Origin of the sequence: Halomonas sp. CKK8 (genome assembly GCF_029625235.1) — a bacterium.
Lineage (GTDB): Bacteria > Pseudomonadota > Gammaproteobacteria > Pseudomonadales > Halomonadaceae > Halomonas > Halomonas ventosae.
The window spans coordinates 1978829-2004962 of record NZ_CP121193.1; the positions used below are offsets into that span (position 1 = coordinate 1978829).

Below are 26134 nucleotides of genomic sequence, written 5' to 3' on the forward strand. Positions count from 1 at the left end.
CCATGCCTGAGGAACAGCCTAGGAAAGGGCGCCGCCAGGGTCTGCCAACCTGGGTTAATAACCTGCATTTTTTTTGCACTTTTTCGCATCGAGGGCGAAGTGGATGGCCGACATCGTCGATTGCCAATCCGCCAGCTGCTGAGCGACGCGACGCGCGAGCCAGCTGGCTGGCCGCCCCTGATGCCACTCCACGAACCCGACGTGCCCCCCGTGTCGGGCGAGTTCCACCCGCACCGAGCCGGGAGGTGTGGGGAGACGCCTGAACAGTGCCGGCGGCATGAAGGGATCATCGTCGGCATGCAGGATGAGCATCGGCAGCTCGACCTGGTCCAGCAGGGGGCCGGCAGAGGCACGCCGGTAGTAGTCCTCGGCGCCGTCGAAGCCATGCAGGGGAGCCGTCACGGCCTCGTCGTAGTCGCGCAGGCTCTCAAGGGCCTCGAGGGCCTGCGGGGTGATCGAGAGCGGCAGTTCGCCACTTGCCAGGCGAGGGAGCATCTTGCGCTTCAGCGAGCCGAGCAGGTGGCGCTCGTAGACCCTGGAGAAGCCCTGGTGGAGAGTATCGGCACAGGCCGAGAGCTCCAGCGGTGCGCTGATGACGATGGCCCCGGCCAGGTCCAGGCCATTGTCGCCCTGTTCCGCGACCAGCTTGAGCAGCATGTTGCCGCCCAGGGAGACCCCGGCGGCCACCTTGAGGGCGCGCGGATAGCGGTGGGCCAGCTGGCCGATCAGCCAGTAGGCATCCGCGGTGTCGCCGCTGTGATAGGCCCGGGGCAGGCGATTGGGCAAGGCCCCGCAGCCCCGGAAGTGCATCAGCAGGGCGCGCCAGCCGAGGCTGGCAGCGACGTGCAACAGGTGGCGAGCATAGGGCGAGGCCAGCGAGCCCTCGAGCCCGTGGAAGAGCAGCAGGAGGGGGGGCGTCCGCCCGTTCGGGCTGCGGCCGCGCCCAGGCCAGTTCGACGAAGTCCCCGTCCGGCAGTTCTAGGATCTCGGTGTCGACGTCGACCACCGGTCGTGGCAGGCAGCGGGGCAGCAGGGTCTGGACGTGCCGGTTGGAAAGCCCCGGGGGTGGGCGGAAGTCGGCAGCGTGCCAGGTCGCGTCCATCGGCGGGTCACTCCGGCGGGGTCAGGTTGTCATGGCCGGTGGGCGTGATCACCAGGTTGTCCTCGATGCGGATGCCGCCGTGGTCGGCCAGGCGCTCGACCAGCGGCCAGTCGATGTCGCGGCCCACCGCGCCCTCCTTGAGCGGTGCCAGCAGCATGGGGATCACGTAGAGCCCGGGTTCTATGGTGACCACCATGCCAGCCTCTAGTTCCCGGGTCAGGCGCAGGGCGGGGTCCGCCTCGGGCGGCGGCAGTGGCCGCCCCGCGTCGTCCACCCGGCCGGCCACGTCATGGACCTGCAGGCCCAGCGAATGGCCCAGACCATGGGGACAGAAGGCCCGGGTGATGCCCTGGTCCACCGCCGCCTCAGGCGTGCAGTGGACCAGGCCCTGGTCGGCCAGCAGCTCTCCCAGGCCCCGGTGCATGCGCCGGTGCAGCGCGACATAGTCGACACCCGGCGCCAGTTCGCCGATCAGCCGGTGTTGCAGCGACGTGACCCCCTCGATCAGCGCCGCGAAGGCGGGGACGGCATCGGGCCCCGCCCAGGTGCGGGTGATGTCGGCACAGTACCCGCGCTGGCGATGGCCGCCGTCAAGCAGCAGGCTACGCCGCCTCAAGGGAGGAACACTGTCGTAGTGCTGGTAGTGCAGCACGCCGCCGTGGGCGTTGAGCCCGACGATGCTGGCATAGGGCAGGGCCGTCTCGCGCTGGCGGGAGGCGCCCAGGTAGGCGAGCTGGATGTCGAGCTCGGCGCCACCGTCCAGGAACGTCTCCCGGGCGGCGCGATGGCCGGCCATGGCCTGCCGGTTGGCGTCGCCCAGGCAGGCGATCTCGTAGTCGCTCTTGCGGACGCGGCCCTCGTCCAGGGCCCCCACCAGGGCCGGGGGGTTGCGGTCGGCACCGAGCGCCTCGGCGAGCGTCGCCGACACGTCACCCAGCACGGCGAAGCGACCGGCCGGCAGGGCCGGCGGGGCATCGTCGCGGCCCATCTCGATGTCGAAGGTCTCCACCCAGGCCTCGTCGGGCAGGTGGGCCGGCAGGTGCCAGAAGTCGTCCGGGGCATGGACCTTGAGCCTGGGTCGCTGGCCCGGCTGGATCAGCAACCAGCTGCGTGCGAGGTCGGCCTGGCCGGTCCAGTGCATGAAGTGGCCATAGGCGGCGAAGCTCGCCTCCTGGTCGTCGGCAAAGTGACGGCGGGGGTGGCCGCTGTAGAGCAGGACGCCGTCGAGCCCGAGGCGCGTGAGCACCTCGCCGTAGGCCCGTTGCAGGGACGCCAGGTGGTGCCGTTGCAGGGGGGCGAGCCGTGAGGGCGTGACAGGAGTGGTCATGGGGACTCCGGTGAGGGGATCGGCGTGTGACGGGGATGGGCGGCGCCGCCGGAGAGCGCCTCCCAGAGGGCCTCCAGCACGGCAGGGCCGTGACCGCGCCGGCGGAAGAGGCGGATCTCGAGAGGCACCTCCCAGCGCGCATCGCCGGCTCGTACCAGACGGCCGGCGGCCAGGTCGTCGCGCACGGTGCGTTCGGGCAGCCAGCCGAGGCCATAGCCCAGGCCGACCAGCTCGCGGATGTTGCCGCTCTGGATGCTCTCGTGGAGCACCCGAAAGCGTGGTGCCCCGGGCAGCTCATCCAGGTGGCTGCGCAGGGCCAGGTCGATCAGCCCGCGGGGATGGTAGGCGATCAGTGGCAGGGTGAAGCGGCCCCCGGCCTGAAGCGCGAAACGCGGGCGGCCGTCGGCCTCGGGCAGCGAGGTCGGGATCATTCGCTCGTGGCCCAGGCAGTGATGGGCGAGCCCCTCGGTCTCGGGCATGAGCGGGCAGGCGCCGGCTGGCCAGTAGCAGAGGACCAGATCACACTCGTCGCGGGCCAGGGCCTCGAAGAAGTCACTGGCCAGCCAGCCGGTGGCACGCAGGTAGGGCGTCAGCGGGGGCGGCGAGGCCCAGCCGGCCAGCCATTCGGGGAGGAAGTGCGCCAGCAGGCTCTGCGGCGCCGCCAGCCGCAGCTGTCCGGCCTGTTCCTCGGCCAGGTGAACCAGCCGCTGCCGGGTCGCCGCCACCCGTCGGGTGACCTCCTGGCAGAGGCCGAGGAACTCCTCCCCGGCCGGTGTCAGCGACAGCGGCAGGGTCTGGCGATTGACCAGGGTGGTGCCCATCTCCTCCTCGAGCAGCTTGATGCGTCGCGAGAAGGTCGGCTGGGTGACGTTCTGCTCCTCCGCCGCCCGGGAGAAGTGCTGGGTCCGGGCCAGGGCGATGAAGTCTTCCAGCCAGCGCAGTTCCATGTCGGTCCTCGTGCGTGCCGCGGCCGTGTCTCGGCCCCGGCATTGTGCCATAGCGTGGCGGGCCTCAGTCGATGCGCCCTTCCTCCACGGCGTGACAGGCGACCTGGCCGCCGTCGGCGGTGGCGATCAGCGCCGGGATCTCGCGCCGGCAGCGCTCATCGGCATGGGGGCAACGGCCGTGGAAGACGCAGCCCGAGGGCAGGTTGACCGGCGTGGGCACCTCGCCCTCCAGGCGGATGTGCTGGGGCCGGTCGTCCTCCAGTCGCGGAATCGCCGACATCAGGGCCTGGGTGTAGGGGTGTCGCGGCCGGGCGAAGAGCGTCGCCGTCGGGGCCACCTCGCAGACCCTTCCTAAGTACATCACCGCGACCCGGGTACCGAAGTGCTCGACCACCGCCAGGTCATGGGTGATGAACAGGTAGGTCAGGTTGCGTTGCTGCTGGGCCTCCATCAGCAGGTTCAGCACCTGGGCCTGGATCGACACGTCCAGCGCCGAGATCGGCTCGTCGGCGACGATGAACTCCGGGTCGACGGCCAGGGCGCGGGCGATGGCGATGCGCTGACGCTGGCCGCCGGAGAACTCGTGGCCGTAGCGTGCGCCCCAGTCGGCCGCGATACCCACCGAGGCCATCACCTCGGCCACCTGCTCCTTGATATGCTGCGCCGACCAGTCCGGGTGGTGCAGCCGGATCGGTTCCTCCAGGGTCTGCTGGATGGTCATCCGCGGATTGAGCGAGGCATAGGGGTTCTGGAAGATCATCTGCATGCGCCGGCGGTAGGGCATCAGCGCCTTGTGGGAGAGGTCGTCGATGCGCTGGCCGTCGTAGCGGATCTCGCCGGCACTGGGGTGGAGCAGGCCCATCACGGTGCGGGCCACCGTGGACTTGCCGCAGCCGGACTCGCCGACCACGCAGAGCGCCTCGCCGCGTTGGATATCCAGGTCGACGCCGTTGATGGCATGCACGTGCTTCTGCTCGCGGACGATCCGGCCCTTCCTGAACTTGAGCTGCTCGAGGAAATCCCCGGAGAGCGAGAAGTGCTTCTCCAGCCCGCGGATCTCCAGTAGGGGGCGGGCCGCCTCGGGGGCCTGGCCAGGGGCTTGGGCGTGGGCGTGGGCGGTGGAACTCATCAGCGAATCTCCTCGGCCGGGATGCGTTCGCGGTCGAGCATCTCGGCGACCATGTGACAGGCGACCCGGCAGTTGCCGGAGGTCACGAAACCGGGAACCTCGTCGATGCAAGCGCGGCGGGTGGTGCCATCGGCGCGCTCGACAAAGCCGCAGCGCGGGTGGAAGGCGCAGCCGCTCGGCAGGTTGTCCAGCGACGGCATGCTGCCGGGGATCTGGTTCAGCCGGCTGCCCGGGGTGGCCATCTGGGGCAGGGCGTTGATCAGCCCCTGGGTGTAGGGATGCTGGGGGTCGTTGATGATCTCCCGGGTCGGGCCCTGCTCGATCACCCGGCCGGCGTACATCACCAGCATGCGCTGGGTGACCTGGCTGACCACGCCCAGGTCGTGGGTGATCAGGATAAGGCCGACGTTGTGCTTCTCGCAGAGCTCCAGCAGCAGCGCCATGATCTCGGCCTGGATGGTCACGTCCAGCGCGGTGGTGGGCTCGTCGGCGATGATGATGTCGGGATCGAGCAGCAGGGCGATGGCGATGATCACCCGTTGGCGCATGCCGCCGGAGAGTTCGTGGGGATACTGGTCCAGGCGCGCCGCGGGCGAGGGGATCTGCACCTGCTCGAGCTTGCGCAGGGCGATCGCCCGGGCCTCGCGGGTCGAGATGCGCCGGTGGGCCTTGAGGCATTCGACCATCTGTTCGCCGATGGAGAGCACCGGGTTCAGGGTCATCATCGGATCCTGGAAGATCATCGACATGCGGTGGCCGCGGACATGGCGCAGTGCCCGGTCGCTCATCTGGGTCAGGTCGCGACCGTCGAAGTGGATACTGCCACCGGCGATGTAGCCCGGCTTGGCGATCAGGTTGAGCAGGCTGAAGGCCGCCACCGACTTGCCGGCGCCGGACTCGCCCACGATCCCCAGGCGCTCGCCGCGCTCGAGGCTGAAGCTGACGTCGCGCAGCGCCTGGACATCGCCGCGGCGAAGGGCGAAGCGCACGTCGAGATGGTTTACGTCGAGGAGTGCCATGGTTCAGCCCTTGTAGAGTCGCGGGTTGAGGACGTCGCGCAGCCAGTCGCCGAGCAGGTTGATCACCAGCACCAGCACCACCAGCACCAGGCCGGGGACCAGGGTGATCCACCAGGAGCCCGACTGCAGGTAGTCGAAGCCGGACTTGATCAGCGAGCCCAGCGATGGCTGCGTCTCGGGCATGCCCAGGCCCAGGAAGGAGAGCGCCGCCTCGGAGATGATGGCGTTGGCCACCTGGACCGTGGAGATGACGAAGATCGGCGACAGGGTGTTGGGCAGGATATGGCGGAACATGATCCGCCGGCTGGTGAAGCCCATCACCCGGGCCGCATCGACATACTCCTTGTGGCGCTCGGCCAGCACCGAGGCGCGCACCGTGCGCGCGTACTGGGGCCATTCGGCCAGGCCGATGATCAGCACCAGAAGCGGCACCGCATAGGCGCTGAAGGTGGCGCCGCCGAAGATCGCCTTGACCAGGGCGCCCACCACGATGGCCACCATCAGGGTGGAGAACGACAGCTGGATATCGGCCAGGCGCATCAGGAAGGCATCCACGCGACCGCCCAGGTAGCCGGCAAGCAGCCCGAAGCTGACGCCCAGCAGCGCCTGGAGGGCCACCGCACCGAAGCCGATGATCAGCGACACCCGGGCGCCGTAGAGAATCGTGGAGAGCAGGTCGCGGCCCTGGGCGTCGGTGCCCATCAGATAGGTCGGGTCGCTGCCCTCGACCCAGAAGGGCGGCAGCTCCGAGGCCATGATGTCGATCTGCGCCAGGTCATAGGGGTTCATGGGCGCCAGCCACGGGGCCAGCACCGCCACGGCGACCAGGGCGATGAAGACCACCAGGCTCAGCTGGGCGATCAGGTCACGCTTGAAGCTGTAGAGCAGGTAGGAGCCGCGAAAGCGCGACCAGCGGCTCGCCACCCGGGGGGTCGTGGTTGTCATGCGGGTTTCCCTGTCAGCTTGACGGTGGGGTTGACCAGGCCGTAGATCAGGTCGACCAGGGTGTTGGTGATCACGAAGATCAGCCCCACGATCATCAGGTAGGTAATGATCAGCGGCACGTCGGAACGCTGGATGGCATTGAGGAACATCAGCCCCATGCCCGGCCACTGGAAGACCGTCTCGGTGAGGATGGTATAGGCCACCAGGGTGCCGATCTGCACCCCGCCCATGGTGATCACCGGCAGCATGGTGTTCTTCAGCGCGTGCAGGAAGTAGATGCGACGCAGCGAGATGCCCTTGGCGCGCGCGAACTTCACGTACTCGGACTGCAGCACCTCGAGCATCTCGGCGCGGATCAGGCGGATGAACAGCGGCAGCATGATCGAGGCCAGCGAGATGGCCGGCAGCACCAGGTAGGTGAGGCCCTCGAGGGAGGCGAAGTTGGTCGCCCAGGTGCCGAACACGGGCACCGGGTTGCCGCGTCCGTAGGCCGGCATCCCGCCCTCGGTACTGACCAGGTCGTTGAGCCAGGCCCCCCAGCCGGTATCGGCGGGGAAAGGTGACCAGAAGACGCCGATGGCGAACAGCTGGATCAGCATGATGGCGGTGAGGAAGACCGGGATGGAGATGCCGATGATCGACACCCCCATGAAGAAGCGCGACAACCAGGCCCGGGGCCGGATCGCGCTATAGACGCCGATCGGCACCGAGAACAGCACGATCAGCAGGGTGGTGGCGAAGACCAGCTCGAGGGTCGCCGGCAGGTGGCGCAGGATCACCTCGGTGGTGGGCTGGTTGAAGATGTAGGAGTAGCCGAAGTCCAGCTGCAGGGCATTGCCCGCGAAGCGCAGGTACTGGACCAGGAAGGGGTCGTTGAGGCCCAACTGCTCACGCAGGGCCTCGCGCTCGCTCTCGGGGACCGACTGGCCGACCATCTGCTGGATGGGGTCGCCCAGGTTGTCCTGGATCGCGAAGGCGATGACGCTGATGATGAACATCACCAGCAGGGCATGGAAGAGGCGCTTGATCAGGAAGGCGATCATGGCTGGCGTCCCGTGTGCAACACGCGGTGACGCACTCGGCTGGCGAGCGCGTCACAGGGGTCAGGTTTCGGATGGCCGGCCCGCGAGGGCCGGCGCGAGGGAGGCTTACTCGTCCTCGATGACCAGGTCCCCGAGGTAGGGGAAGTTCATCACGTTGAGGATGGGTTCGATCATGACGTTGTCCGCCGAGGCCCAGGCCAGGTCCTGCCAGTGCAGGGGCACCACGGCTGCCTCGTCGTGCAGGGTCTGTTCGACCTGCTGGAGCATCTCGGCCCGTTGCTCGAGGTCGACCTCCAGGTTGGCCTCGGCCACCAGCTTGTCGAGCTCCGGGTTGCAGTAGTTGCCGGCGTTGTACTGGCCGGCACCGCTGTCGGCATCCGGGCAGGCCGTCAGGTACTCGTGGAAGTTGGCGCTGTCCTCGGTGTCGGCGTGCCAGCCGATCAGCATCATGTCGGCGGCGCGGTCGTCGTACTCGCCCCAGTACTGGGCCTTGGGCAGCGTCTTGAGGTCCACGGTGACGTTGATGCGTGCCAGCATGGCGGCCACTGCCTGGGCGATCTTGGCATCGTTCACGTAGCGGTTGTTGGGCGCCATCATGGAGATCTCGAAGCCGTCCTCGTAGCCGGCATCCGCCATCAGCTGCTTGGCCTTCTCCAGGTCGTAGCGCGGCTCGAGACTCTCGACATGGCCGGCATAGCCTTGCGGCGAGAACTGCGCCGCCGGGGTGGCGAAGCCCTTCATCAGGCGATCGGCGATACCCTCCTGGTTGACCGCATAGGCGAAGGCCTGGCGGACCCGCGGATCCTGGAACGCCTCGACGCGCTCCTGGTTCATGTGGAAGAAGATGATCCGCGTGCCGGACATGGTCACCAGCTTGACGTCCTCGTCCTCGCGAATCCGGTCCAGGTCGTTGGGCGGCACCGGGGCGATGAAGTCCACGTCGCCGGACAGCAGGGCGGCCACGCGGGTGGCGTTCTCGCTGATCGGGGTGAGCACGATGTGCTCCACGTTGCCGGGGGACGCCTCGTCCCAGTAGCCGTCGAAGCGGTCGAACTCCATGCGGGTGCCCTTCTGGTGCTCGACCACGGTGAAGGGGCCGGTGCCGGAGAGGTTGGCCGAGGCGAAGGAGTTGCCGTTCTTGACGATCTCGTCCTTGGGGTCGCCGTCCTCGGCGGTGCCGCTGTAGAACTCGCTGTCCAGCGGGAAGATGTAGGTGGCGAGATTGAGCAGCAGCGGGTAGGGCTCGGCGGTCTTGAACTCCACCGTGGTCTCGTCGACCGCGGTGACGCTCTCGATGGGCTCGAAGATCGCCTTGAAGTCCGGGCTGCGCTTGAGGCGCTCGACGGTCCAGACCACGTCCTCGGCGGTGAAGGCGTTGCCGCTGTGGAATTCCACCCCCTCACGCAGGGTCATGCGCAGGGTGGTGTCGTCGACCTGCTCCCAGCCGGTGGCCAGGCGCGGCTCGAAGGAGAGGTCCTTGTTCCAGCGCACCAGGGGGTCGAAGGTCATGTGAGAGAGCTGGAGGATCCCCCCGGAGAGCTGCTCGTGGATGTCCAGCGAGACCGGGTCGGCATCGTAGGCCATGCGCAGGGTGGTCTCGGCGCTGGCCACGGAGGGCAGCACGGCGGTGGTCATGGCGGCGCCGATCACGCTCGCCAGCAGAGTCTTCTTGAGAGTCATGTGTCGTTCCATGCCGGTTGACTTGTTGTTGGTGATGACCGTGAAGGTCCAGCCAACAACATAGTGACCCCGGGCATGGAGGCACAATCGAAATTGTGAGAGGGGTCATGCGCCCGGTGAATGAGTCCCGCGGGATGGGCCCTGTCTCAGTCTCCGGCGGGGGCGATGCGGTCGATGCGGTAGAGGGTGGCGACCTGGTCGAGGCCGTGGACGCTGCAGTCGAGGTCGGAGACCCGGCCGTCGCTCAGCCCGTAGACCCAGCCATGCACGGAGAGCGCCTGGCCACGCTGCCAGGCGCGCTGGACGATCTTCGTCCGGCACAGGTTGTTGACCTGGGCCTCGACATTGAGCTCGCACATGCGATCGACCTGCGCCTCCAGGGGCAGCGCTTCCAGGGCACTGCGGTGGCGGCTGTAGAGCTCGCGGACCGAGTGCAGCCAGTAGTCGACCATGCCGCACTCGCCGCCGGCGACGGCCGCCCGCACGCCGCCGCAGCCGTAGTGGCCGACTACCATGATGTGGCGCACCTTGAGCACGTCCACGGCGAACTGCACCACCGAGAGGGCGTTCATGTCGTTGTGGTGGAGCAGGTTGGCGACGTTGCGGTGGACGAACACCTCGCCCGGCGGCAGATCGATGATCTGGTTGGCCGGCACGCGGGAATCGGAGCAGCCGATCCACAGGTAGTCGGGACTCTGCTGGCGGGCCAGGCGGGCGAAGTAGTCCGGGTCGTCCCGGCACATCTTCTCCGCCCAGCTGCGGTTGTTGGCCAGCAGTCTCTCGATCTCTTGTTTCATGGCGGGCTCCGGTAGGCATGGCAGGCAAGAACGGTCCCCCTTGTAACCTCGCCTGCCGGGGTGGTCAACCGCTCTCCCGGGGTGTCGCCTCGGCTGGTATGATCCGCCTCGAGATTCACTGACGGGCCGACGCGGCTCGACCTTCGACAGGAGACTTGCGTGTCAGACTTCGACTATGACCTCTTCGTGATCGGGGCGGGGTCCGGTGGCGTTCGCGCCGCCCGCACCGCCGCCGCCACCGGCGCGCGGGTCGCCGTGGCGGAGGATCGCTACCTGGGCGGCACCTGCGTCAACGTGGGCTGTGTGCCCAAGAAGCTCTACTCCTATGCCGCCCACTTCCACGAGGCCTTCGAGGACGCGGGCGGCTTCGGCTGGCAGTTGCCCGAGGCCCCACGCTTCGAGTGGGCCACGCTGCGCGACAACAAGATCGGCGAAATCAAGCGGCTCAACGAGATCTACGGACGCCTGCTCGACACCGCCGGGGTGCGCCTGATCAACGGCCGCGCCAAGGTGCTAGATGCGCACCATGTCAGCGTCAACGACGAGACCCTGAGCGCGGCGAAGATCCTGGTCGCCGTGGGCGGGTGGCCCTGGACGCCGGACTTTCCGGGCAACGACCTGGTGGTCCACTCCAACCAGGTCTTCGATCTCGCCACCTTCCCCGAGCGTTTCCTGGTCCTCGGCGGCGGCTATATCGCCGTGGAATTCGCCAGCATCTTCAATGGCCTGGGCAGCGAGTCCCACCTGGTCTACCGGGGCGGGCTGTTCCTGCGCGGCTTCGACCAGCAGGTGCGCGAGTTCACCCGGGACGAGATGGCCAAGAAGGGTGTCCAGCTGCACTTCGACGCCAATATCGCTTCGATCGAGAAGGTCGAGCAGGGGCTGCGGGTGAGCCTCACCAACGGTGAGCAGCTGGAGGTGGATGCCGTGCTGACCGCGACCGGTCGTCGCCCCCATCTTGAAGGGCTGGGACTCGACGAGCTGGACGTGGCCCGCACCGAGAGCGGCCACCTGGCCGTGAACGAGCGCTTCGAGACCTCGGTGCCCTCGATCCTCGCCATCGGTGACGTGACCGGCGGCCTCGAGCTGACCCCGGTGGCGCTCGCCGAGGCCATGCAGCTGGTCAGATACCACTTCGACGAGGCCGAGCCGGCCGCGCTTGACTACCGCAACATCCCCACCGCGGTGTTCTGTCACCCCAACATCGGCACGGTGGGGCTCTCCGAGGAGCAGGCCCGCGAGGCGTGTGGCGAGATCCGCGTCTATGTCGCCGACTTCCGCCCCATGAAGCACACCCTCTCCGGCAGCAGCGAACGCTGCATGATGAAGCTGGTCGTCGATGACGCCAGCGACGTCGTGGTGGGGGCCCATATGGTGGGCGAGGAGGCCGGCGAGGTGATCCAGGGCATCGCCGTGGCGGTGCGCGCGGGCCTCACCAAGGCCGACTTCGACGCCACCGTGGGCATCCACCCCACCGGCGCCGAGGAGTTCGTCACCATGCGCGCGGCGACCCGGCGCTGAGCCCCTTCCATGCCTCGGGCATTGCCGCGGGCCACCCTGTGGGGTGGCCCGCGGCGTTTCGGGCTCCCGACGTCATCGGAGTGGGCTATTATCGAAGAGGAGCGGCTCGACTGGCGGGACCGGCTGGCGCAGCATAATTTTCCATTATGGATCCGTGTCGCCAGGATAATCATGGTTTTGAATTGCCGATAAGCCGCTGTTATACTCCTCTCCAAATTCGCTACAGCGAACCATGACAATGAACGCAACCACCGAGCCCTTCACACCCTCCGCCGACCTGGCACGCCCCACCGTGGCGGACGCCGTGGTCGGTCACGAGGCCTATCCGCTGTTCATCCGCAAGCCCAACCCCGATGACGGCTGGGGCATCTACGAGCTGGTCAAGTCCTGCCCCCCGCTGGACGTCAACTCCGCCTATGCCTACCTGCTGCTGGCGACCCAGTTCCGCGACAGTTGTGCCGTGGCCACCAACGAGGAGGGCGAGATCGTCGGTTTCGTCTCCGGCTACGTGAAGAGCAACGCCCCGGACACCTACTTCCTGTGGCAGGTGGCGGTCGGCGAGAAGGCGCGCGGCACCGGCCTGGCCCGGCGCCTGGTGGAAGCCGTGATGACCCGCCCGGAGATGGCCGAGGTCCACCACCTCGAGACCACCATCACCCCCGACAACCAGGCCTCCTGGGGCCTGTTCCGGCGGCTTGCCGAACGCTGGCAGGCGCCGCTCAACAGCCGCGAGTACTTCTCCACCGACCAGCTCGGTGGCGAGCACGACCCGGAAAACCTCGTGCGCATCGGCCCCTTCCAGACCGATCGCATCTGAGCGCCCCCGCTTCTTCTCTCGCCTGCTGTGCCTGGCGGCAGGCGTCCGCACTCCCTTCAGCCGCGCTCGCGCGTCCTGATCCCTTTCTATTTGCCAACAGGAGGTCGCACATGCAGACCCAGATCCTCGAACGCATGGAGTCCGAAGTTCGGACCTATTCCCGCTCCTTTCCGGTGGTCTTCACCAAGGCCCGGAATGCCCGTCTGACCGACGAGGACGGCCGCGAGTACATCGACTTCCTGGCCGGTGCCGGCACCCTGAACTACGGCCACAACAACCCGCACATCAAGCAGGCGCTGCTCGACTACCTGGCCGAGGACAACATCATCCATGGCCTGGACTTCTGGACCGCCGCCAAGCGTGACTACCTCGAGGCCCTCGACGAGGTGATCCTCAAGCCGCGCGGCCTGGACTACAAGGTCCAGTTCCCTGGACCGACCGGCACCAATGCCGTCGAGGCGGCCATCCGCCTGGCCCGCAACGCCAAGGGCCGCCACAACATCGTCACCTTCACCAACGGCTTCCACGGCGTGACCATGGGGGCGCTGGCCACCACCGGTAACCGCAAGTTCCGCGAGGCCACGGGCGGCGTGCCCACGGTCGGCGGGAGCTTCATGCCCTTCGACGGCTACCTGGGCGAGGGCGCCGACACCCTGGATTACTTCGAGAAGCTGCTCGGCGACAAGTCCGGCGGCCTGGACATCCCGGCGGGGGTGATCGTCGAGACCGTGCAGGGCGAGGGCGGTATCAACGTCGCTGGCCTCGACTGGCTCAAGCGCCTCGAGGGCATCTGCCGCGCCCATGACATCCTGCTGATCGTCGACGACATCCAGGCCGGCTGCGGCCGCACCGGCAAGTTCTTCAGCTTCGAACACGCCGACGTCGTTCCCGATATCGTCACCAACTCCAAGTCGCTCTCCGGCCTCGGCCTGCCGTTCTCCCAGGTGCTGATGCGTCCTGAACTCGATGTCTGGAAGCCGGGCCAGTACAACGGCACCTTCCGCGGCTTCGCGCTTGCCTTCACCACCGCGGCCGCCGCCTTGCGCCACTATTGGAGCGACGACGCCCTGGCCCAGGACGTGGCGCGCAAGGGCGAGGTGGTCGCCAAGCGCTTCCAGAAGATCGCCGGCATGCTCGGCGAACTGGGCATCGAGGCCTCCGAGCGTGGCCGCGGCCTGATGCGCGGGATCGACGTGGGTAGCGGTGACATCGCCGACAAGATCACCCACAAGGCCTTTGAGAACGGGCTGGTCATCGAGACCAGCGGTCAGGACGGCGAGGTAGTCAAGTGCCTCTGCCCGCTGACCATCACCGATGAGGAGCTGGACATGGGCCTCGATATTCTCGAGACCAGCACCAAGCAGGCGCTTAGCTGATAGGCTGAGGGTGTCGCCCCATGGGCGGCCCAGTCATCGACCGGTCGGCAGGGGCCGACCGGTCCGTCACTGATACCATTGGAGAGCATTCATGATCGTTCGCAATCTCGATGACGCCCGCAAGACCGACCGCCTGGTCAAGGCCGAAAACGGCAACTGGGACAGCACCCGCCTGAGTCTGGCCGATGATGGCGGCAACTGCTCCTTCCATATCACGCGTATCTACGAAGGCACCGAGACCCACATCCACTACAAGCATCACTTCGAGGCCGTTTTCTGCATCGAAGGCGAGGGCGAGGTGGAAACCCTGGCCGACGGCAAGATCTGGCCGATCAAGCCGGGTGACATCTACATCCTCGACCAGCACGACGAGCACCTGCTGCGCGCCAGCAAGACCATGCACCTGGCCTGCGTGTTCACGCCGGGCCTGACCGGCAACGAGGTGCACCGCGAGGATGGCTCCTACGCGCCGGCCGAGGCCGACGACAAGAAGCCGCTCTGACCGCCCAGCGCGCTCGAGAGGGTCCTGCGACGCCCCCGGCTCACTCGAGCCGGGGGCGTTCTCGTCAGGGGGCCCGATCGAAGACGATGGTGATCTCGGCGAGGGTGACCCCGAACTTGCTCATGGCTGTCCGGTTGATCAGCCGCCCGTCGGGCTGCAGGTACATCCAGTCGTCCAGGGTGAAGGTGATCTCGCGCCCCGAGACCTCGACGGGCAGGCGGTAGCGCATGGTGAAGGCGTGGCCGGCCTGGCGCGCCTCTACCGCGCCCTCGACGTCATTGGCTCGGCCGATCCAGCGATCCTCGCCTTGACGCTCGAAGGTCCAGACGCGCCGGTCGGTCTCGCCGTCGTCATAGGTGAAGCGTTCGTCCAGGGTCAAGGTATCGCCCTCGAGCTGACCGTCGATCTCCACGGTGAAGCGGCGCTGCACCTCCCCGCTGTAGTCCTGCACCATGCCCCAGGCGCGAGTCTTGCCGTCGAAGTATTCTCCGATGTCGAGGCGCGGCGTGGTGCCTGCATAGCGCTCGATATCGACGCTGCTGCAGCCGGCCAGCAGCCCCAGGGAGAGCAGCAGCACGACCAGGCGGAAAAGCCATTTCCTGTACATTTAACATTCCATAAAGAGGATTCGTACAGGAATGCTAGCGGATCAGCGACCCCGGCGCCATCCCACCACGCAAGGGGCCAGATGACACGACACCGCCCGGCGGGCCTCGGCCCCCGGGCGGTGTCGTGTCATCTGGTGAGGGGCAATTCGTCACACCTCGTGGTCGTGCTCCTCACCATCCTCGTGCTCGCCGCGTCCCTCGGGCGGGCCGCCGCCTTCCTCGCCATCCTCGTGGTCGTCGCCATCTTCATGGCTCCCTCCACGGTCGGCCGGCGGGCCACCGCCACGCTCCGGGTTGCCGCGATCGAAGCCCTCGTCGCGAAAGATGTCGGATTCCGCCGAGTGGCCGCCGCGGGCCTCGCCGGTGCCGGCGCCCTTGCCCAGGCGCTTGCGCTGCCCCTGGCCGCCACCCTGCTTGCCACCCGAGCCGTGGTCATCGCCATCGGCGTGGCTATCGGTATGGTCGCTGTGCTGGGCCAGCAGGTGCTGGTCGCTGGGCACCGGGGTGAAGGCGTCGGCCTGCGCAAGGCCGGCGGGCACCGTCAGGGCCAGGGCCAGCGGCAGCAGGCCAGCCATCAGGCGTCGACGCAGGGCAGGGGAGTGCTGCTCGTTCATGGATGCCTCCTGTCAAACAGGAGCGGCCCCGTAAGGGGCCGCTTCAACTCCTGTAGTGATGTCGCGGCTAGGGTCACTCGGACTCCAGACCGAAGTCATGGACATACTCCAGCACCTGGACGGAATCGTCGGCCTGCTGGGTGAAGGTATCGATACCGTAACCGTTGTCCTCGATGGTCGGGACGGTGTTGAACACCACCTCGTCGAGCAGGTTCACCTCGGTGGGCTGGTAGTAGGTGGTGCCGTCGATCACGACCTCCTGGAGCACCGTGACGGTAACCCCGCCATAGAGGTCATCGGGGCTGTAGGAGTAGCTGTCCGACGACACCAGGGCGGAGAGCTCGTCGGCGACACCCAGGAAGCCGCTGATTCCCATCACCTCGTCGATGGTCAGGTCACCATACTTGTCTGAACCGGCGGCCAGGGCCGAGGCGGCCAAGGTCAGCACGATATCCGCGTCGACAGTCATCGAGTAGGATTCGGCCGGCTCGTCACCGTGGGGATTGGTGGAGATGCTGAGGGTATAGAGCCCGTCGACGGGATCCTCGTTGGTCGCCTCGAGCAGGGCAATGTAGAAGGCCAGGTTCTCCAGCGGCGAGTCGATGGTGGCACCGTCCGGGGTGATCAGGCGACCGGAGGTATCGGTCATCTCGGCCAAGGTCTCGGCGGTGATTTCCACGCCATCCATCTTGCTGAGCAGCTCGGCCAGGGAGTGGTCGGTGACGCTCTCCGGCGAACGAGCGACGTTGAGACGGCCGAACTCGACCGGGATCACCTGGTCGGCATACTCTGCCGGGATCTCGTACTTGCCGTCCTCTTCCTGGACCAGCTGGATGACCTCCTCGCAGGCCGCATCCAGGCAGGGCTGGACATTGCCGTTGTCGTCGAGGATTGGCGTGCCGTCGTCGTCACGCAGGATGATGACGATATCGCCATAGTCGCCGCCCTTGCCGCTGTCCGGGCCGCCGCCACCGCCGGCGCCATCCGGCTTGCCACCGCGGTCGCCGCCACTGCCGCCCTGGCCCTGACCCTTGCCCTCCGGCGGGCCGCCGGCGGCGTCATCGCGGAAGATGTCGGACTCGAGCGAGCGCCCCTGACCGCCGGCGCCGAAGCCGTTGCCCTTGCCGCGTCCGATGTTGAGCAGGTCATCGCGACCGCCACCATGGCCCTGGCCCTGCTGGGCCTCGGCGCTCTGGATAAAGAAGCCCGCCTCGGGCGCGACGGCCGTGCCGAGCATGGCGGTACCCACCAGCGGCAGGACGGCCGCACCGGTCAGGGTGGCGAGGCGGGTGAGGGAGGGGGTCTTGCACAAGGTCTTCATGTGTAGCTCCTGGAATATCAGTTCGACGTGCCGTGAACTGGTAGAGCCGTGGTTGCGGAGTGCCAGTGATCAAAGTATGGGCGCATCAGTATCAAATGCAATTGACGTATATCAATATCCGATTTGGTCATTAAAGATGGCGTCGTGAAGGTCGGACGGGGCCTCGGGGCCGCGTCCGACATGGCCGCTCTCAGAAGCGGACGCTCATGCCCAGCCGCATCTGGTTCTCCTCGCTGTCCAGGGTGTCGACGCCGGAACCATAGTCGACCTCGACGTCGTCATAGCGGCTATGGCTGACGTCCAGGCGCAGGCGCAGGCGCTCGCGCAGGGGTACCTCGATCCCGCCACCGAACTGCCAACCCTGCTCGGTCTCGTCCAGCTGGACCCGCTGCTCGCCACGCGCGTAGCGGGTCTCGAAGGCCGTCCAGGCCGGGCCGCCACGCAGGTAGAGCAGGGCGCCACTGTCGATCACGTAGCCGGCGCGCAGGGCCAGGCCCAGGCTCGACTCGCGGTCCACCGAGTAGGTGCGACCGGTGGGCTGGCGTTCGTGGTTCCAGGTCACGTCGCTGACCTCGGCCGCGAGTTCGCCCCCCAGGTAGAACCGCTGGAAGGTCTGGCCATAGCCGACATGCAGGCCCGCCAGGGCGCCGGAGTCACCGAATCGTGCCTCGAGTTCGGAGGGTTCGGTACGCGGCCCCTCGAGGTCGGTGATCAGGCTGCCGTAGCCGACCTGGCCGCCGAGATAGAGGCCGTCATGGGCCTCGGGTGCGGTCGGGGGGCGCTTGCTGGCCTGGCGCCCGGGGTGCCAGGCCAGCCCCAGGCGCATCCGGCTCTCCTCCTGGGCGAAGTCGTCGCTCTCGCCGCCGACCCCGATGTCGAGGTCCTCGTAGTCGGTATAGCTGTAGTCCATGCGCAGGCCCAGGGCGGTGGAGAGCGGCACCTCCAGGCCACCGCCCAGGCGACGTCCATCCAGCCACTCCCTCTGGTCGTCGTTCTCGCCCCCCTCGGCGAAGGCCAGGTCGAAGCGGCCGCGCACCAGCCCCAGGCGAGCGTACACCTCGTTATCGCCGGCCAGCAGGTGGCCGATGCGCAGCCCGGCACCGTACTCGCGCTGCTTCTCCACCGAGAAGACGCGTCCACCGGAGCGCTCGTGGGACCACTCGGCGTCGGCCTCCTCGGCCTCGAGCTCCAGGGCCAGGCGCCAGTCGCCGAACGTGAGGGCAGGGCCGCCGAACAGCCCCAGGCTGCCGCCGGCATCGCGGAAGTCGGCACGCAGGGTGCCGCCGGAGCCGCGCGAACCGGCCTGGGCCGTGCCGATCTCGCCGTAGCCCGCCTGGAGGCCCAGGTAGCCATCAAGGAGCAGGTCGGTATCGCGGGCCGCGGCCAGCAGTTCGGCGTCCTCGTAGCCCCTGGCGAGCTGGGTGCCGAGGCTGACCATCAGGCGGTTGTTGTCGAAGTCCTCGGCCGGGAGGCTGGAGTCGCGCTGGAGGAAGTCGTAGTCCATGCCGACGAAGAGGTGCGGGTTGAGATAGTGGCGAAGGCCGAGCCCGAGCCCCAGCAGGTTGTCGTTGCGCGCCACCCCCTGGTAATCGTGGTCGCTGTAGCTCGCCCGGGTGCTCAGGGTCAGGTCGGGGCGGATCGCGGTGGTCATCTGGGCCCCCACGCCGGTACGCAGGTTGGCCGAGGCCCCGCGCACGGTGGTCTCTTCCACGCTGCGGTCGAGCCGGGCGCTGACGCGCGTCGGCGAACCGGCGGGGCGCCAGGAGAGCTCGCCCCCCAGGTCCCAGGTGCCGACATCCTCGAGGGCCGGGTCGTCGTAGTCCTGTTCCAGCCAGCCGGCCAGCAGTTCGAGGTCGAGCGACGGGGAGGGCTTGAAGAGCAGGCCCACGGCAGCGTTGCCCCCCTCGGAGTCGCGGTCGAAGCCGTCGATGTCCACGGCCTGGTCGTAGTCACGCAGGTCCGCCGCGACCTGGAAGAAGGGTTCCAGGGACGCATCGAGGCGGTAGCCGAAACGCCCGCCGAAGGTGGCCTGGTCGCGGTCGCGATCGTCGTTCTCGATGGTCAGGCCATCCAGGGCGCCCACGTCCTCGAAGTCCAGGGTCTCGAAGGTGCCGCCGACGCGGCTGGTGATGCGCCCGAACCGGTGGTTGATCCCGGCAAAGGTGCCCAGGCGGTCGTAGAGGGTCGGCTCCTCACCATTCACGGCGTCCGGCGAGGAGCGCTCCTCGTGGCCACGCGCCAGGTTGACGCCGCCGAACAGGCTGCCGGCCTCGCTGTAGGCGTAGCGACCCTCGCCGCCGAGGCGCCAGTCGGTATAGTTCTCGTCCTGGTACTCATGGTACTTGCCACGCTCGGCGCTGCCGAAGGCGCGGATCTCGTGGCGTTGCCCCTTGCCGACAAGCTCGGCGCGGGGCGAGACGGTGGTGATGGTATCGGAGACGCGGTTCTCGCGCTCATAGAAGATGTTGTCGTTGTACTCGTTGCCCACCGTGACGCCCACGTCATGGCTCCAGTCGGTCCTTCCGGTGGCGTCCTGGGCCTGGGTGTGGCTGGCCGCCGACACTGCCAGCACCAGCGGCAGCAGGACGAACGCGGGTTGACGGTTCCTCGTGTGCATCTTGATCCCCTTGAGTGATCCTTCTCGAAGCCCTGACGGCGATCGTCGGGCCAGCTCCCCATGGCGCAGGGTAGTCCAGGCATTGCCTGCTGGAACAGTGGATTCGCGGGATTCGCCACGCGGCTTGACCGGCATCAAGGGTCCCGGATGGGGCCATCTCCATTGGTTCGTATAATGTATATTATGTTAAATGATGGTCATAGGTAGATGCCTCGAGGCCGACTATAATCATGCTGTCGCGTCCCGTCCACGTTGGACAAGGCTGGAGGCGACTCCTTATCATCACGCATCATCCTGACGCCCGAGCCCTGTTCATGCGCCATTGTCTGCCGTCTGTCGGCACCCTGCTCCTTGCCACCCTGCTGCTGAGCGGCTGCACCCTGCTGCCCGAGCGCGAGCCCCCGCCCCCGCCCGTCACCAGCGCCGAGTTCCAGGCGCGCATCGACCGGCTGGAAGGCGCGGTCACCGCCAGCTGCGTGACTGGCCAACAGGCCCGGCTCGACCAGCAGCGACAGCGGCAGCAGGCACTCTCGGCGGATGTGCGTGAGGTCGGCAGCCTGCTGCGGCAGCTGCGGGGCGAGGTGGCGCAGCTCGGGCGTCCCGACGACCAGCCCGAGGCGACGCGCGAGTGCCGCGACAGCCAGACGCGCCTGGACAACAAGGAGATCCTGGGGCGCAGCGAATGGATCGGCCTGCCCGGTGTGGGCACCTACCTCAAGGCGCGCATCGACTCCGGGGCCACCACCTCATCGCTGTCCGCCACCGAGATCACCCGCTTCGAACGCGACGGCGAGAACTGGGTGCGCTTCAAGCTCGGGCTCAACGACGATGACAGCGTGGTCGACAGCGTGCGCGACGAGTGGATCGAGGCGCCGGTGGAGCGCCGGGTGCGCATCATCCAGGCCTCCGGCGAGGAGTCACGCCCGGTGATCAGCCTGCTGATGACCCTGGGGCCGCTGCGCGAGACGGTGCAGTTCACCCTTAATGACCGCACCCACCTGGACCATCCGGTCCTGCTGGGTCGCCGTTTCCTGATGGACATCACCGTCATCGACGTGGCCGAGCAGTACCTTCATGAGCGTCCCGAGTTCCCGGGCGGGCGTCCGGCAGAGGAAGCCGGCGCCGACGAAGCCGCCGATCGCGATGAAGAAGAAGCCGAAGAGTGACGCTGTCACGTCTGATCCAAGCCCCATCAAGGAAGACCCATGTCACGACTGCCCTTCTACCTGATCGTCGCCTTCCTGCTGGTGGCCGGTGTCGCCCTGAGCATCCACCGGCACGTGCAGTTCGAGGTTCCCTGGACGCCCGGCGAGCAGCGCCAGGTCTGGGAGATCGAGGCCCAGGTCAACTTCACCGCCGATGGCGGCCCGGCCAAGGTCAACATGGCGCTGCCCTCGAGCCAGCAGGGCTATCGCATCCTCACCGAACACACCGCCTCCCCCGGCTACGGGCTGGCCTTTCTCGAGGAGAACGGCGGCCGGCGCGCGGAATGGTCCACGCGCGAGGCCACCGGCGACCAGCAGCTCTATTACAGCGTCCAGGCACTGGTCGCCCCGGAGTCGAAGAACACGGCGATCGAGTCCCCTCCCCTGCGCCGCGACATCGTCTGGGAGTCGCCCTATGACACCGCAGCCAGCCAGGTGATCGAGCGGGCCTGGTCACGCAGCGCCGATCCCTTCACCTTCGCACGCGAGCTGATCACCGACTTCACCGAGGAGCGCCAGGGCGAGAATGCCCGCCTGCTGCTGACCCAGTTCGACCGCACCCCGCTGCTGGTACGCCTGCTCAACCAGGCCGGTGTGCCGGCCCGCGAGGTCAGCGGCCTGCTGCTCGAGCATGGCCGCCGTCGGCAGAGCCTGACCTCCTGGATCCAGGTCTTCGACGACCAGGAGTGGGCGCTGTTCGACCCCCGCACCGGGACCCGCGGGCGGCCGGACAACCTGCTGCTCTGGGAGTCCGCCGGGCAGGCGGTGCTCGAGGTCCAGGGCGGCAGCAACTCGCGGGTCGGCTTCTCGATGCTCTCCCGCAACCAGCCGGCGGCGGCGGCGGTGCGCAGCCAGCTGGCCGATGACACCCTGCTCAACTTCTCGATCCACAGCCTGCCCCTGGAGGACCAGGCGCTCTTCCAGACCATCCTGCTGATCCCCATCGGCGCCCTGATGGTGGTGATCCTGCGGGTGCTGGTCGGCATCAAGACCTCGGGCACCTTCATGCCCGTGCTGATCGCCCTGGCCTTCATCCAGACTACGCTGATCACCGGGCTGGTCGGCTTCCTGCTGGTGGTGGCCGTGGGGCTGGTGATCCGCAACTACCTCTCCTACCTGAACCTGCTGCTGGTGGCGCGAGTGACGGCGGTGATCATCACGGTCATCGCCATCATCTCGGTCTTCTCGGTGCTCTCCTACCGCTTCGGGCTCAATGCGGGACTGACCATCACCTTCTTCCCGATGATCATCCTCTCCTGGACCATCGAGCGGATGTCGATCCTCTGGGAGGAGGAAGGCCCCAAGCAGGTGCTCATCCAGGGCGGCGGCAGCCTGCTCACCGCGGTGCTGGCCTACCTGGCGATGAACAATCCCTGGATCCGCCACATCACCTTCAACTTCCTCGGGGTACAGCTGATCCTGATGGCGCTGATCCTGCTGCTCGGCAACTACACCGGCTACCGCCTGCTCGAGCTGCGCCGCTTCAAGCCGGTCACGGAGGACTGATCCCATGTGGACGACCCCTGCCCGCCTGCATGCCAAGGGAATCATCGGCATGAACCGGCGCAACATTCGCTACATCGGACGCTACAACAACCGCCGGCTCTATCCGCTGGTGGACGACAAGCTCCAGACCAAGCTGCTGGCCCAGGAGTACGGCATCACCACGCCGGCGCTGATCGGCACCGTGACCACCCAGTTCGGTGTCAAGCACATCGGTACCATGCTCATCGGCCACCACGGCTTCGTGATCAAGCCGGCCAAGGGCAGCGGTGGCAAGGGAATCCTGGTCATCGAGCGGATCGAGGGCGGTCGCTACATCAAGCCCAGCGGCGCCCAGCTGACCCTCGGCGACGTGGAGCGCCATGTCTCCAATATCCTCTCCGGGCTCTACTCCCTGGGGGGCTCCCCGGACGTGGCCCTGATCGAGGCGCTGATCAACTTCGACGCGTCCTTCTCCGAATACACCTACGAGGGCGTGCCGGACATCCGGGTCATCGTCTTCAAGGGCTATCCGGTGATGGCGATGATGCGCCTCTCCACCGCCGCCTCGGACGGCAAGGCCAATCTGCACCAGGGCGCCGTGGGCGTGGGCATCGACATCGCCAGCGGCTGCGCGATCCGCGGGGTGCAGTTCGACCGCACGCGCCACGACCATCCGGATACCGGCCACGAGCTCGCCAGCCTGCACATCAGCGACTGGGGCACGCTGCTGAGGCTGGCGGCCGGCTGCTTCGAGATGACCGGGCTGGGGTATCTGGGTACCGACATGGTGCTCGACCGGGACCACGGCCCCATGCTGCTCGAACTCAACGCCCGTCCGGGGCTGGCGATCCAGATGGCCAACGGCGAGGGGCTGCGCTCCCGGCTCGACCTGATCGAACGCCAGCCCGAGGGGGTCGCGCCCGAGGAAAGGGTCGCCTTCGCCCAGCACCATTTCGCCCGCTCCAGCGAGCTGCGCGAGACGGCCTGACGGCGGCCGCGGCTGGCCCCTTGCCGGCCCGGCGCGTAGAATGGCGCTTCCTTGATCCGCCATTCTCCGGGTGCCATGACCGATCCCCGCGACATGATTTGCCAGGCCGAACGGCAGTGCCAGCAGCGCGGCGCGCGCTTCACGCCGATCCGCCGTCGGGTGCTGGAGATGATCGCCGCTGCTCCCGGCAGCCTGAAGGCCTACGACCTGCTCGACCGCCTGGCCGCGGAACACGCCGCGGCACGCCCGCCGACCGTCTATCGCGCCCTGGAGTTCCTCATCGACCAGGGGCTGGTGCATCGCATCGAGTCCCTCAACGCCTATGTGGCCTGCCCCTGCCCCGAGCATGCCCACGGCTTCCAGCTGTTGATCTGCCGCCTCTGTGGGCGGGTCGAGGAGCTGCACCTGGACGAGGTCAACGACCACCTGGCGCGACGCGCCAGGGAGCTGGGCTTCGAGGTCCAGCGCCAGACCATCGAGCTGCTGGGCCAATGTGACGCCTGCCGACAGGCCCTCGAGCGCCCCGCCGCCCCTGCGGAGTTTCCATGACCGACACCTTCAAGGCCCTCGAACGGGCCCCCCGAGACAGCCGTTTCCCCCTGGCCGGGATCCTCGACGCCATCCGCTTCAACGCCGATGGCCTGATCCCCGCCATCGCCCAGCAGCACGACAGCGGCGAAGTGCTGATGATGGCCTGGATGAACCGCGAGGCCCTGGAGGAGACCCTGCGCACCGGCCGCGTCTGCTACTGGTCGCGCTCGCGGGGCATGATGTGGCGCAAGGGCGAGAGTTCCGGCCAGCAGCAGCACCTGAAGGGCGCGGCGCTGGACTGCGACGGCGACACCCTGCTGCTGCAGGTGGCGCAGACGGGGCCGGCCTGCCACAGCGGCAGGCGCAGCTGCTTCTACGTGGCGCTGGAGGGCGACGAGGCGCGCGTCGCCAGCGAGCCATTGATCGACCCCGACGCCCTCTACGGCAAGGGCTGAGACGTGTCCTGCCTGGCCGCGGGCATCCATCGCCTGTTGCGCTGGCTGGGCCGGGCACTCGGCTGGCTGATGATCGGCGCGGTGAGGCTATACCAGCTGACGCTGAGCCCGTTGCTGGGCCCGCGCTGTCGCTACTGGCCCAGCTGTTCGAGCTACGCGCGGGAGGCGCTGCAGGTGCATGGCCCCTTCCGGGGCGGGGTCATGGCGCTGCGCCGTATCGCCCGCTGCCACCCGGGCTGCGAGGGGGGCATCGACCCGGTCCCGGGCGGCCCCAGCGAGCGGCTCTGCCGGGAGGACCCGGAGCTGGACGAGCAGTTCCGCTGCCGGACGGACGACCACTGATCAGGCGGCCGCTTCCTCGTCGGCCACGCGGTAGATCCGCTCCAGCATGGCGTTGAGGCCGTTGCTGCGGGTCGGCGAGAGGTGCTTGTCGAGGCCAAGGTCGCGCATGAAGTGGGGGCTGGTGGCGCGGATATCCGCCGGACGACGGTCGTTGTAGATGCGCATCAGTACGGCGATCAGCCCGGAGACGATTGCGGCGTCGGAGACCGCATCGAAATGCAGGGTCTCGCCGTCGCGGCGGTGGTGCATCCAGACATTGGACTGGCAGCCCTGGATCTTCAGTTCCTCGACCTTCCATTCCTCGGGAAAGGCCGGCAACTGCTTGCCCATGTCGATGATGTACTGGTAGCGATCCATCCAGTTGTCGAACATCTCGAACTCGTCGAGAAGTTCCTGTTGGGCCTGTTCGGCGGTGCTCTCGGCAGTCATGGTCTCTCCTGGAAGGTGGCTTGTGCCATTATAACGGCTCACGCCCGCCATCTCGATCATTGTCATCGCCTGCCAGGCGCCCCGGCCCCAGGCCGTGCTGCGCCTGCTGGCGATGCCACTCCTCGTCCTCGGCATGCAGGTAGCGCGCCGTGGTGTCGAGACGTGAATGGCGGGCCGTCGCGGCCAGGTAGCGCAGTTCCACCCCGGCCTGGGCCTGATGGGTCAGGGCCGTATGGCGCAGCCAGTGCGGTGTCGCCTGACGCAGGCGCCCCGCTTCGCCCTGCGCCATCCCGCCCGACTCCCGCTCGAGCGCCTCGGCCGCCTCCCGGAAGCCATCGCGGATCAGCCGGTAGAGGCGGTTGTCACCCAGCCCGCGCCGGCCATCGAGGGCCCGCAGCAGGGGGGAGGCGTCATCCGGCGAGGGGGCCGCCGCCAGGCCCAGCGTGCTTCGCCATTCGCCCAGCAGCGCCATCATGTCCGGCGGCACCGGGATGCGCGCCGCCTTGTCGCCCTTCCCCACCACGTGCCACCACCAGCGCCCCTCGCGGCGCCGGAAGTCGTTCATGCGCGCCGCACTCATCTCGCTGATCCGCGGGGCCAGCAGGTAGGCGAAGCCGAAGACCAGGCGTCGCCGGGTCAGCTCGTAGCGATGTCGGTTCGAGGCGCCCTCTCCTGCCGGCCGGTTAAGCCACTCCCAGAGCCACTCCCACAGGGGGCGCTCCAGGTAGCGCTCGATCCCGCCCTGGCGGTTGTCCAGGCGCCGGCGCTTGTCGCGCATCAGGCGGAAGGGATTGTGGCGGACCCAGCCCGCCTCCACCAGCCAGGCGAACATGCCCTGCAGGATCACCAGGCTCTGCCGGCGGCTGGCGGGCGACAGCGGGCCACGGAAGGGACGCCATCGCGGGTCATTACGCGGGCGTACCGGCCCGATCCAGCGCTCGACGGGGCGCGGGTCGGCCAGGAAGGCCTCGAAGGCGTCCAGGTCCTCCCGGCGCAGTGCATCGAGCCCCCTGCCCTGCTCCGCCAGCCACAGCAGTAGGCGCTGCGCCTCGCGGCGATAGCTGTGCCGGGTCCGTGGGCTGGCCCGGTACTCGGCCAGCCACTGCGCCACGGCCTCGGCGTCCGTGCTGGCGGCGATATGCAGGCCTTGCCGCTCTCTCGCCCCGTCGGGCAGTCGCTCGACTGCCGTCGATGTCGCCTCGAGCACCTCGCTGGACGCTGCAGTCCTCGTCTCGCTGTCCATCTCCACTCCTTGCGCCATGCCGGCCAAGTATCCGGCCTTCCCTGCAACAAAATCAAGATAAGCCGCGTAATCTTGATTTTCTTTCGCAATT

The 26134-nt window shown here is 67.8% G+C and carries 25 protein-coding genes; 10 read left to right on the plus strand and 15 right to left on the minus strand.

The window, feature by feature from the left end; translation table 11 throughout:
* Window positions 1-54: 54 nt before the first annotated feature.
* The 9 genes from P8934_RS09460 to can all read right to left on the minus strand — a co-directional run bounded on the left by P8934_RS09460 (window position 55) and on the right by can (window position 9989).
* The gene (locus tag P8934_RS09460) at window positions 55-906 is read right to left on the minus strand and encodes a hydrolase (RefSeq protein ID WP_347403462.1); all 852 of its coding nucleotides are present in this window, start codon (window positions 904-906) and stop codon (window positions 55-57) included.
* Window positions 907-1109: 203 nt separating this feature from the next.
* Window positions 1110-2429, minus strand: a complete 1320-nt coding sequence (gene pepQ / locus P8934_RS09465) for a Xaa-Pro dipeptidase (protein ID WP_278033962.1) — start codon at window positions 2427-2429, stop codon at window positions 1110-1112.
* Complete coding sequence (locus tag P8934_RS09470) at window positions 2426-3376, minus strand: LysR family transcriptional regulator (RefSeq protein WP_278033963.1); 951 nt, start codon at window positions 3374-3376, stop codon at window positions 2426-2428. The genes pepQ and P8934_RS09470 overlap by 4 nt, the downstream gene beginning before the upstream one ends.
* A gap of 64 nt (window positions 3377-3440) precedes the next feature.
* Window positions 3441-4505 carry an oligopeptide/dipeptide ABC transporter ATP-binding protein gene (locus tag P8934_RS09475; protein ID WP_278033964.1) on the minus strand — a complete coding sequence of 355 codons (1065 nt, stop codon included), beginning with the start codon at window positions 4503-4505 and terminating at the stop codon, window positions 3441-3443.
* Complete coding sequence (locus P8934_RS09480) at window positions 4505-5524, minus strand: ABC transporter ATP-binding protein (protein ID WP_278033965.1); 1020 nt, start codon at window positions 5522-5524, stop codon at window positions 4505-4507. Before P8934_RS09480 ends, P8934_RS09475 begins: the two co-directional genes overlap by 1 nt.
* Window positions 5525-5527: 3 nt before the next feature.
* Window positions 5528-6469 (minus strand): ABC transporter permease, encoded by a 942-nt coding sequence (locus P8934_RS09485; RefSeq protein WP_278033966.1) that lies wholly within the window; start codon window positions 6467-6469, stop codon window positions 5528-5530.
* Entirely contained in the window at window positions 6466-7512 is a 1047-nt protein-coding gene (locus tag P8934_RS09490; RefSeq protein ID WP_278033967.1) for an ABC transporter permease, read from the minus strand. Before P8934_RS09490 ends, P8934_RS09485 begins: the two co-directional genes overlap by 4 nt.
* A gap of 105 nt (window positions 7513-7617) precedes the next feature.
* Window positions 7618-9192, minus strand: coding sequence for an ABC transporter substrate-binding protein (locus tag P8934_RS09495; protein WP_278033968.1), 1575 nt, complete (start codon window positions 9190-9192; stop codon window positions 7618-7620).
* A 146-nt stretch (window positions 9193-9338) separates the two neighbouring features.
* Window positions 9339-9989, minus strand: a complete 651-nt coding sequence (can, locus tag P8934_RS09500) for a carbonate dehydratase (RefSeq protein WP_278033969.1) — start codon at window positions 9987-9989, stop codon at window positions 9339-9341.
* Between the two features lie 159 nt (window positions 9990-10148).
* Between can and gorA the strand changes: the two genes are divergently transcribed.
* From gorA to P8934_RS09520, 4 genes are all read left to right on the plus strand, one after another.
* Window positions 10149-11510 (plus strand): glutathione-disulfide reductase, encoded by a 1362-nt coding sequence (gorA, locus tag P8934_RS09505; RefSeq protein WP_278033970.1) that lies wholly within the window; start codon window positions 10149-10151, stop codon window positions 11508-11510.
* 238 nt (window positions 11511-11748) lie between these two features.
* The gene (ectA, locus tag P8934_RS09510; protein ID WP_133634146.1) at window positions 11749-12327 is read left to right on the plus strand and encodes a diaminobutyrate acetyltransferase; all 579 of its coding nucleotides are present in this window, start codon (window positions 11749-11751) and stop codon (window positions 12325-12327) included.
* A 110-nt stretch (window positions 12328-12437) separates the two neighbouring features.
* Window positions 12438-13703 (plus strand): diaminobutyrate--2-oxoglutarate transaminase, encoded by a 1266-nt coding sequence (ectB, locus tag P8934_RS09515; RefSeq protein WP_278033971.1) that lies wholly within the window; start codon window positions 12438-12440, stop codon window positions 13701-13703.
* A gap of 91 nt (window positions 13704-13794) precedes the next feature.
* Entirely contained in the window at window positions 13795-14205 is a 411-nt protein-coding gene (locus P8934_RS09520) for an ectoine synthase (protein WP_278033972.1), read from the plus strand.
* 64 nt (window positions 14206-14269) lie between these two features.
* Here the strand turns inward: P8934_RS09520 and P8934_RS09525 are convergent, their stop codons facing one another.
* From P8934_RS09525 to P8934_RS09540, 4 genes are all read right to left on the minus strand, one after another.
* Entirely contained in the window at window positions 14270-14812 is a 543-nt protein-coding gene (locus tag P8934_RS09525; protein WP_278033973.1) for a DUF3833 domain-containing protein, read from the minus strand.
* 150 nt (window positions 14813-14962) lie between these two features.
* Window positions 14963-15427: a hypothetical protein gene (locus tag P8934_RS09530; protein ID WP_278033974.1), complete on the minus strand. Its 465-nt coding sequence runs from the start codon at window positions 15425-15427 to the stop codon at window positions 14963-14965.
* A 73-nt stretch (window positions 15428-15500) separates the two neighbouring features.
* On the minus strand, window positions 15501-16748 hold the full coding sequence (locus P8934_RS09535) for a hypothetical protein (RefSeq protein ID WP_278033975.1): 1248 nt from the start codon (window positions 16746-16748) through the stop codon (window positions 15501-15503).
* A 190-nt stretch (window positions 16749-16938) separates the two neighbouring features.
* A complete protein-coding gene (locus P8934_RS09540; protein WP_278030825.1) occupies window positions 16939-19365 on the minus strand; it encodes an outer membrane beta-barrel protein in 2427 nt (808 codons plus the stop codon).
* A 314-nt stretch (window positions 19366-19679) separates the two neighbouring features.
* Between P8934_RS09540 and P8934_RS09545 the strand changes: the two genes are divergently transcribed.
* The 6 genes from P8934_RS09545 to yidD all read left to right on the plus strand — a co-directional run bounded on the left by P8934_RS09545 (window position 19680) and on the right by yidD (window position 24371).
* A complete protein-coding gene (locus P8934_RS09545) occupies window positions 19680-20531 on the plus strand; it encodes an ATP-dependent zinc protease (protein WP_278030826.1) in 852 nt (283 codons plus the stop codon).
* A gap of 39 nt (window positions 20532-20570) precedes the next feature.
* The gene (locus P8934_RS09550; protein WP_278030827.1) at window positions 20571-22076 is read left to right on the plus strand and encodes a UUP1 family membrane protein; all 1506 of its coding nucleotides are present in this window, start codon (window positions 20571-20573) and stop codon (window positions 22074-22076) included.
* 4 nt (window positions 22077-22080) lie between these two features.
* Window positions 22081-23043, plus strand: a complete 963-nt coding sequence (locus P8934_RS09555) for an alpha-L-glutamate ligase-like protein (protein WP_278030828.1) — start codon at window positions 22081-22083, stop codon at window positions 23041-23043.
* A gap of 75 nt (window positions 23044-23118) precedes the next feature.
* On the plus strand, window positions 23119-23592 hold the full coding sequence (locus tag P8934_RS09560) for a transcriptional repressor (RefSeq protein ID WP_278030829.1): 474 nt from the start codon (window positions 23119-23121) through the stop codon (window positions 23590-23592).
* Window positions 23589-24029 carry a phosphoribosyl-AMP cyclohydrolase gene (gene hisI / locus P8934_RS09565; protein ID WP_278030830.1) on the plus strand — a complete coding sequence of 147 codons (441 nt, stop codon included), beginning with the start codon at window positions 23589-23591 and terminating at the stop codon, window positions 24027-24029. Before P8934_RS09560 ends, hisI begins: the two co-directional genes overlap by 4 nt.
* A 69-nt stretch (window positions 24030-24098) precedes the next feature.
* Window positions 24099-24371 carry a membrane protein insertion efficiency factor YidD gene (yidD, locus tag P8934_RS09570; protein WP_278034019.1) on the plus strand — a complete coding sequence of 91 codons (273 nt, stop codon included), beginning with the start codon at window positions 24099-24101 and terminating at the stop codon, window positions 24369-24371.
* On the opposite strand, the gene P8934_RS09575 is transcribed toward yidD, so the two are convergent.
* Window positions 24372-24800, minus strand: a complete 429-nt coding sequence (locus P8934_RS09575) for a SufE family protein (RefSeq protein ID WP_278030831.1) — start codon at window positions 24798-24800, stop codon at window positions 24372-24374. It lies immediately after the preceding gene.
* A 28-nt stretch (window positions 24801-24828) separates the two neighbouring features.
* Window positions 24829-26043 (minus strand): site-specific integrase, encoded by a 1215-nt coding sequence (locus P8934_RS09580; protein WP_278030832.1) that lies wholly within the window; start codon window positions 26041-26043, stop codon window positions 24829-24831.
* Window positions 26044-26134: the final 91 nt, after the last annotated feature.